The sequence below is a fragment of the Fretibacterium fastidiosum genome (genome assembly GCF_000210715.1).
GTDB classification, from domain to species: Bacteria; Synergistota; Synergistia; order Synergistales; family Aminobacteriaceae; genus Fretibacterium; species Fretibacterium fastidiosum.
On the sequence record NC_021038.1, the window covers coordinates 2,467,811 to 2,474,348 of the forward strand.

Annotated in this window: 7 protein-coding genes, 2 tRNA genes and 1 pseudogene; 7 read left to right on the top strand and 3 right to left on the bottom strand. The window is 57.2% G+C overall.

Annotation, left to right across the window (positions count from 1 at the left end; all coding sequences use genetic code 11):
* The 5 genes and pseudogenes from SY1_RS11130 to SY1_RS11150 all read left to right on the top strand — a co-directional run.
* Positions 1 to 461: pseudogene (locus tag SY1_RS11130) on the top strand (hypothetical protein); the annotation flags it as partial.
* 117 nt (positions 462 to 578) lie between these two features.
* Positions 579 to 791, top strand: a complete 213-nt coding sequence (locus tag SY1_RS11135) for a hypothetical protein (protein ID WP_015557078.1) — start codon at positions 579 to 581, stop codon at positions 789 to 791.
* The gene (locus SY1_RS12865) at positions 791 to 985 is read left to right on the top strand and encodes a type II toxin-antitoxin system RelE family toxin (RefSeq protein ID WP_208873819.1); all 195 of its coding nucleotides are present in this window, start codon (positions 791 to 793) and stop codon (positions 983 to 985) included. Before SY1_RS11135 ends, SY1_RS12865 begins: the two co-directional genes overlap by 1 nt.
* Positions 986 to 1,217: 232 nt before the next feature.
* Entirely contained in the window at positions 1,218 to 1,637 is a 420-nt protein-coding gene (locus SY1_RS11145) for a Panacea domain-containing protein (protein WP_015557079.1), read from the top strand.
* 2 nt (positions 1,638 to 1,639) lie between these two features.
* The gene (locus tag SY1_RS11150; RefSeq protein ID WP_208873820.1) at positions 1,640 to 2,464 is read left to right on the top strand and encodes a coiled-coil domain-containing protein; all 825 of its coding nucleotides are present in this window, start codon (positions 1,640 to 1,642) and stop codon (positions 2,462 to 2,464) included.
* 53 nt (positions 2,465 to 2,517) lie between these two features.
* Here SY1_RS11150 and SY1_RS11155 read toward each other — a convergent pair whose 3' ends face one another.
* The 3 genes from SY1_RS11155 to SY1_RS11165 all read right to left on the bottom strand — a co-directional run bounded on the left by SY1_RS11155 (position 2,518) and on the right by SY1_RS11165 (position 4,098).
* Positions 2,518 to 3,693, bottom strand: coding sequence for a tyrosine-type recombinase/integrase (locus SY1_RS11155; protein WP_208873821.1), 1,176 nt, complete (start codon positions 3,691 to 3,693; stop codon positions 2,518 to 2,520).
* 200 nt (positions 3,694 to 3,893) lie between these two features.
* Positions 3,894 to 3,970 (bottom strand) — tRNA-Arg (locus SY1_RS11160).
* Positions 3,971 to 4,004: 34 nt separating this feature from the next.
* Positions 4,005 to 4,098: transfer RNA gene (locus tag SY1_RS11165), tRNA-Ser, on the bottom strand.
* Between the two features lie 200 nt (positions 4,099 to 4,298).
* Between SY1_RS11165 and SY1_RS11170 the strand changes: the two genes are divergently transcribed.
* Positions 4,299 to 5,327, top strand: a complete 1,029-nt coding sequence (locus SY1_RS11170; protein WP_208873822.1) for an asparaginase — start codon at positions 4,299 to 4,301, stop codon at positions 5,325 to 5,327.
* 61 nt (positions 5,328 to 5,388) lie between these two features.
* Positions 5,389 to 6,471, top strand: a complete 1,083-nt coding sequence (gene selD / locus SY1_RS11175) for a selenide, water dikinase SelD (RefSeq protein ID WP_208873823.1) — start codon at positions 5,389 to 5,391, stop codon at positions 6,469 to 6,471.
* The last annotated feature ends 67 nt before the right edge of the window (positions 6,472 to 6,538 follow it).

Below are 6,538 nucleotides of genomic sequence, written 5' to 3' on the forward strand. Positions count from 1 at the left end.
TAAGTATTGATGATATCTTGGATATCAGCATGAGAGACTCCTTGGCGGACCTTGTGCTCCATTTGTTTTATATGGGGGAAGCTGGCTATAATCCAGACAAGATGACGGCCAAAGACCATATTTTTCCTGACAGCAGGTTGAAAAGAATCCGGGAGAACGGTAGATTGAAATACCTCCAGGATGCCCGCGACCGCATTTTGAACTGCGAGCTTTTGGACCCACAAGATAATTTGACAAAGGGAGATTCGCTTCCCAAAGATTACTTTGCACAATGCAATGATGATTATTTGAGATTGCACGGCATTCCTTCCCCCAGAGAGGGAGAACCCAACATTTGGGAGATGAAGTCTTACGATCAGTTCCTGAAAGAACGTCGCGCCATTTGGACAGTGCGCCTGTCACAGAATTTACAGGGCTTATTAACCCAAGCTGGAGGAAGGGGCACACAGAGGACTGTGTAGAACGCCAGCTCGCTTGATCTCTGAGCCGCTCTAGCCACGCCATAATCCCGCCTTGGGAAGAATAATGAGCCCCATGCCCAAGCGCCCAGGTGGCGCCGAGAGAAAGGAGATGCCAGAATGCCGCTTTCATTGACGCAGATCCAAAGGGCTGCTGTCCGGATGCTGGAGGAGTTATCGGAGGACTCCCTGGCGAGTGCAGTGGACTATATCGCCTTTCTGCGTTCGATTGAGGAGCGTGAGGACGAAGAGGACATCGCCTGTTACCTTGAGCGCAGGGAGGAAACGACGATCCCTTTGGCGGAGGTCAGAGAAAAATTGGGGCTGTCCTGATGCCTCAATTCTCTGTCGTATTCAAAAAGAGTGCCGAAAAGGAGCTTTTGGACCTCGAAAGCTCCTTGCAGTCTCGAATATTGGAGGCTCTTTCGCTCTTGGAGCACAACCCCCGCCCTGAGGGAGCGCGGAAATTACAGGGCCCCTATGATCTCTGGCGAATCCGGGTTGGACGTTATCGCGTGCTTTTATGAGATACAGGATAACGTTTTGACCGTCTTTGTCGTTCGAGTATCGCACCGCAAAGACGCTTATCGAAGACCCCTCCCAAGCTGATGACGCCCAAGCGCCTCGCTCTCTCGGCGGCGGGGGCAGTACACGACCTACTGGATACCACCTCTCCTGTGGATAAGCCTCTTGTCTTTTTTGAATTTCTCAGATAAAATTTATATGTAAGTTGTATCTAAAAGAAGGGAGGCCTGCATTATGATTGCTCTTGATCTTGCAAAATACATAGTTACTAAGTGCGTTAAAGATAGCTGTGCAATAAGCAATCTGCAGCTCCAGAAGATTCTATACTTCATCCAGAAAGACTTTTTGTGCCGCGGTGAATTTGCTTTCCTTGATGCCATTGAGGCGTGGCCTTTTGGCCCCGTCGTCCCTGCTGTGTACTATCATTTTTGCATTTTTGGCTCTATGTCCATCACAACGGCTTACGAGGGCATTACCATTGAAGCAAAGGATAGGGCACGCATTGACCCTATTGTGGAAGCAAAGCGGGTTCTCCCGCCCTGGGATCTGGTAGAAGATACGCATCGTAAGAATGGGGCCTGGGATCAAATTTATCAGGATGGGGCAGGGAATCGTAAGGTCATTCCCCCTGACCTCATAAAGGTGGCTGGATAACATTGAACATCGCGGAGGAAGAACAGCAGAGGGAGGAGTTTCGCAATATCCTTCGTGCGTTGGCATCAACTCGGATATCGCTTAAGAAGAAGGACGAGTTTTCAAAGATGTGTCGCAGACTGGAGGGCTTGTACCAAACGCAGAATACCAACCCACCCTTTCGACACTTCTATTCTGATATCTTCAGCGTATTGGCAGAGATAAAACAGGGAGATACTCCTGGTGTCATAGATATTCTTGGGGAAAACTTGTCGGAGCTAAGGAAAAGATACAAACCTTTAAATACCAATAGTTTGGGTGAGATCATCGATATCGGTGACAATCTCAAGAAGTTGCATGATCACGTGAGCTTGGATATCGCACGCTTTTCATACATTGATGCACTGAATATAAACACTTTCGGCGGAGAAATCCTCGCTGACGTTCAAGCAGCAAAAATCGAAACAAATCAGTTGAGAGACAGCGTCAAAGAAACACAGGCCCAACAAAAAGACACGGCAAGGAAGCTGGAGAACCAACAGGAGGAATACATAGCTATCCTGGGAATCTTTGCGGCTATTGTTATTGCGTTTTCTACGGGTAGCGGGTACCTGTCCGGTGCTATCGCCAATATAGCAGAAACCTCGTTGTCGCGTCTTGCGTCCATCATTATTCTCTGCGGCTTAACACTGATGAATACGCTTTTTCTCCTGATGTACTTCGTTGGGCGTCTCATCAATAAGCCCTTAAGCATCGTTTGGTGGCAATATCTTTTTACAAATGCTTTGTTGATTATCCTCTTGTTCTGCGCTTACTTTTCGCCATGGCTTCTTCACTGCCCGCACTAACTCGCGACACAGGGACAAAAGGGGCACTGAGGCGAGATAAGAATATCTACGCCTTATCCCAACCCCTCCAGCCAATCTGCCCAGGCCTGCATCACCTCGCGCCGCTCAGCCAGATACTCCGCATGGTTGTAAGCGGCGCGAACTTTGTTCGCGTCCAGGTGCGCCAGCTGACGCTCGATCACGTCCGGTGCCCAGCCCATCTCGTTCAGCCGCGTGCTGGCCATCCCCCGGAACCCGTGTGCCGTCATCTCGGTGGCGTCAAACCCCATCCGCCGCAGAGCGTACAGCACCGTGTTCTCGCTCATGGGGACGGTCCCCTTCGCAGACCGCAGGCTGGGGAAGACGTAGACGCCGCGCCCGGTCAGTCCGCGCAGGTCCGACAGCAGCCGCACCACCTGCCTCGCCAGGGGCACGATATGGGGCCTGCGCATCTTCATCTTCTCGGCGGGGATCCGCCACTCAGCCACCTCCAGATCGATCTCCGTCCATTCCGCCTTGCGGACCTCCCCCGGACGGGCGAAGGTGTAGGCGGAGAACCAGAGAGCCGCCCGCACCACAGGCGTCCCATCGAAGTCGTTCATGGCCCGCACCAGCTGGACGATCTTGCTGGGGTCGATCAGGGCCGCCCGATGCTCCACCTTGTAGGGCTGCAAGGCTCCGCGCAGATCGGCGGTAGGGTCGCGCTCCGCTCTCCCGGTGGCGACGGCGTACCGAAAGATTCGGCTGCAATAACTGGAGACCTGATGGGCCGAATAGACCTTATCCTGATCTTCGATATCCCGAAAGACGCGCAGCAGATCGGGGGCCGTTATCTCGCGGATATCTCGCTCTCCGAGAACCGGAAAGATTAAACGCTCCAATCGGCTTAATACGTCGCGGGCATACTTCGGCGTACAGACCCCCCGGATTTGCTTGTCCAGCCACTCCCGCGCCATGTGCCCGAAGGTCGATTCAGAAGGGCTCTTCCTGCCCCTCATCGCCTCAGCAGGGTTAACCCCCTCGGCTCGTGATTTGTGAAGCGTGTCGCGCCGTTCTCGCGCCTCCCTGAGGGTGACGGAGGGGTAGGTCCCCAAAGATACCTTCTTCTCCTTCCCCTCAACCCAATACCGCAACCGCCAGTACTTCCCGCCGCCTGGGACAATAAGCAGCCAGAGCCCCCGGTCGTCCCGCAGCATGTAGGGCTTGTCCTTCGGCTTTGCCGCCTTGATGGCGGTCTCCGTGAGCGCCAATCCAGCCACCTCCTGTCTTCAGCACGACCGTACCACAGAAGCGTTTTTCCCGGTCCTATCGAGAGGAGTGGTACGGGAATAGGTACGGTTATGCGTCGGATAGAGACAATATTAACCGGATTGTGGCGGGCTGTCAAAACGTAAAAACCCCGCTTTTGAGCGGGGTTTTAAACGTAACCGGACTATGCCGGATTGTTGACTGGCGCGGCAGGCAGGATTCGAACCCACGACCTAAGGCTCCGTAGGCCTTCGCTCTATCCAGCTGAGCTACTGCCGCGTACAACTCTCACCCGATAAATCGGGTAAAATCCTGGCGGTGAGTGAGAGATTCGAACTCTCGATAGAGGTTTTAGCCCCTATACTCGCTTAGCAGGCGAGTGCCTTCAGCCTCTCGGCCAACTCACCAACAAACGAAGGACATTATACTCCGCTCCCAAAAACTTTGTCAATGAAAAAATCAAAAATCGTTTCAAAATCTCCTGCGCGCGTACTTTTGCGCTGAAAAAAAATGAGCCGTTCCATTACACTTCTCATCGCAGGGCGACGACGAGGGCACCGACCCCGCGAAGATACCTTGCAAGATGATGATATTCTGGAGGCTCACCATGAAGTTCACGCTTTTCACGACCGGCGGCACCATCGCCTCAGCCCCCTCGGAGGACGGCCTGCGGCCGAAGCTCTCGGGAAGAGAGCTCGTCAACCTCTGCCCGGCACTTGAGGGCTTTGAGCACGACATCAGGGTCGTTGACCTGATGTCGAAGGACAGCTCCAACATGCAGCCGGATGACTGGTTCGCCATGGTTCAACACATTCGTCAAAGCGCGTCGGACTGCGACGCCGTCATCCTGCTGCACGGCACGGACACGATGGCATGGACCGCATCGGCCCTCTCCTACCTGCTGCCGGACGTGCCCATTCCCGTCGTCCTCACCGGCTCCATGCTGGCTCCAGAAGCCCGGGACAGCGACGCGGCGGACAACCTCTACACCGCCGTGCAGATGTCCATGCAGTTGGCCCTGTATCGGAGGCAGGGCGTGGCCGTCGTTTTCGACGACGTCCTCATCCACGGCCCCCGTGCCGCCAAGGCGGACAGCCGCCGCAGGCACGCCTTCGTCAGCGTGGACTATCCCCTGCTGGGAGAGATGAGGGACCGCGGCCAGTACAAGATCCCATGGCTTAGCTCGAAGAGGCCGAAGCTCTCCCCTTCCCGGCCATGGGGGGGCTCCCCTCTCCCCGCCCTTGAGCGCAACGTCGCGATCCTGCCCATCTTTCCGGGGATGCCCGTCCGCCTTCTGGACGCCATCCTGGACGCCAGACCCGCTGCCCTCGTTCTCGAGGGCTTCGGTCTGGGAGGCGTCCCCTTCACCGGCGAAAACCTCCTGCCCTCCATCGACCGCGGCATCCGAGCCGGCGTTCCCATCGTCGTGCGCACCCAGGCGTTGTTCGGCGGCACGGATCTTGGGGTTTACGAGGTGGGAGAGAAGGTCATGGACCTGGGAGCCATCGGTGCCCGCGACATGACGCGGGAAGCCCTCGTCGTCAAGCTGATGTTGCTGTTGCCCCTCGCCGCCGGCCCCCGCGAGCTGGAGCGCCTGCTGGGCCAGAACCTCTGTGACGACGTGGAGGGCGAATGACCGAGTGAGGAGCAGGCGTCGGCGTCCATTTTCGAGGAATTGAGAGGCGGAGGGGTTTACAATGAGCGACAACGTGAACGGCGGAGCGGGAGGGCAGGCCCACAAGAAGCGGCTGACGGAGATGTCCCACTGCAGCGGGTGAGCGGCAAAGATAGGTCCGGCGGACCTGGCTCAAGTTTTGGCGGACATCCCGCAGGTGGAGAGCGACCGCGTCCTGGCCTCCTGGGGAGGCGGAGAGGACGCCGCGCTCTGGATTCTGGACGAACGGCGGCTTGGGGTCCTGACGGTGGACTTCATCACCCCCATCGTTGACGACCCCTACACCTGGGGGCAGATCGCCGCAGCAAACTCCATCAGCGACGTCTTCGCCATGGGAGGACGTCCCATCGTGGCGTTGAACGTGGTGGGTTTTCCAACAAAAGTTCTCGAATTGGACGTGCTGAAGCGCATCCTGGAGGGAGGCTTCGACCGGACACGAGCCGCCGGGGCCTTCCTCGTTGGCGGACACAGCGTTCAGGATGATGAACCGAAGTACGGCCTTGTGGTCTACGGCGAAGTGGAGCGCGATCGAATGTGGCGCACCGTCGGCGGCCGGCCCGGCGACAGGCTGGTCCTGACGAAGCCCGTGGGCACAGGAATCGCTGCGACGGCCATCAAGGCGGACATGATCGAAAGGCAGGAGACGATCAATGAGGCCGTTCACTGGATGAGGACCCTCAACGCCCTGCCCCTCCACATGCCGGATAGTCTGCATCAGGCCGTCCACGCCTGCACGGACGTGACCGGCTTCGGCCTGGCCGGGCACGTTTTGGACATGCTGAGCGACGGCACGGTGGACTGTTGCCTGTCCCTTGAGGACCTGCCGGTCATCACAGGGGTCAGGGAGCTGGCGGACATGGGGCTGGTGCCCGAGGGAGCGTACCGCAACCGGGCCGCCTACGAACCCCAGGTTGACCTCTCCGGGGATTTTGACCGCTCCGCCGTCGACATGCTCTACGACGCCCAGACTTCAGGAGGGCTGTTGCTGGCCGTGTCCCCGGACCGGACAGAGGAGCTGTCCGCCCTGGCCCGCCGGCACGGCTTTGAACGCACGGCCGTCATCGGCTCCCTGGAGGCCGGGACGGGGCGGTTGCGCGTGGAGTAGGACACCGAAGAAAACGCGCCTCCGTCGGGAGGCAAGAGCGGACTGAAGAAAGCGGGTCGAGGACGAC

Coding starts and splice junctions, on each gene's coding strand:
- SY1_RS11135 (WP_015557078.1), top strand. CDS start 579: ATGCCGCTTTCATTGACGCAGATCCAAAGGGCTGCTGTCCGGATGCTG.
- SY1_RS12865 (WP_208873819.1), top strand. CDS start 791: ATGCCTCAATTCTCTGTCGTATTCAAAAAGAGTGCCGAAAAGGAGCTT.
- SY1_RS11145 (WP_015557079.1), top strand. CDS start 1,218: ATGATTGCTCTTGATCTTGCAAAATACATAGTTACTAAGTGCGTTAAA.
- SY1_RS11170 (WP_208873822.1), top strand. CDS start 4,299: ATGAAGTTCACGCTTTTCACGACCGGCGGCACCATCGCCTCAGCCCCC.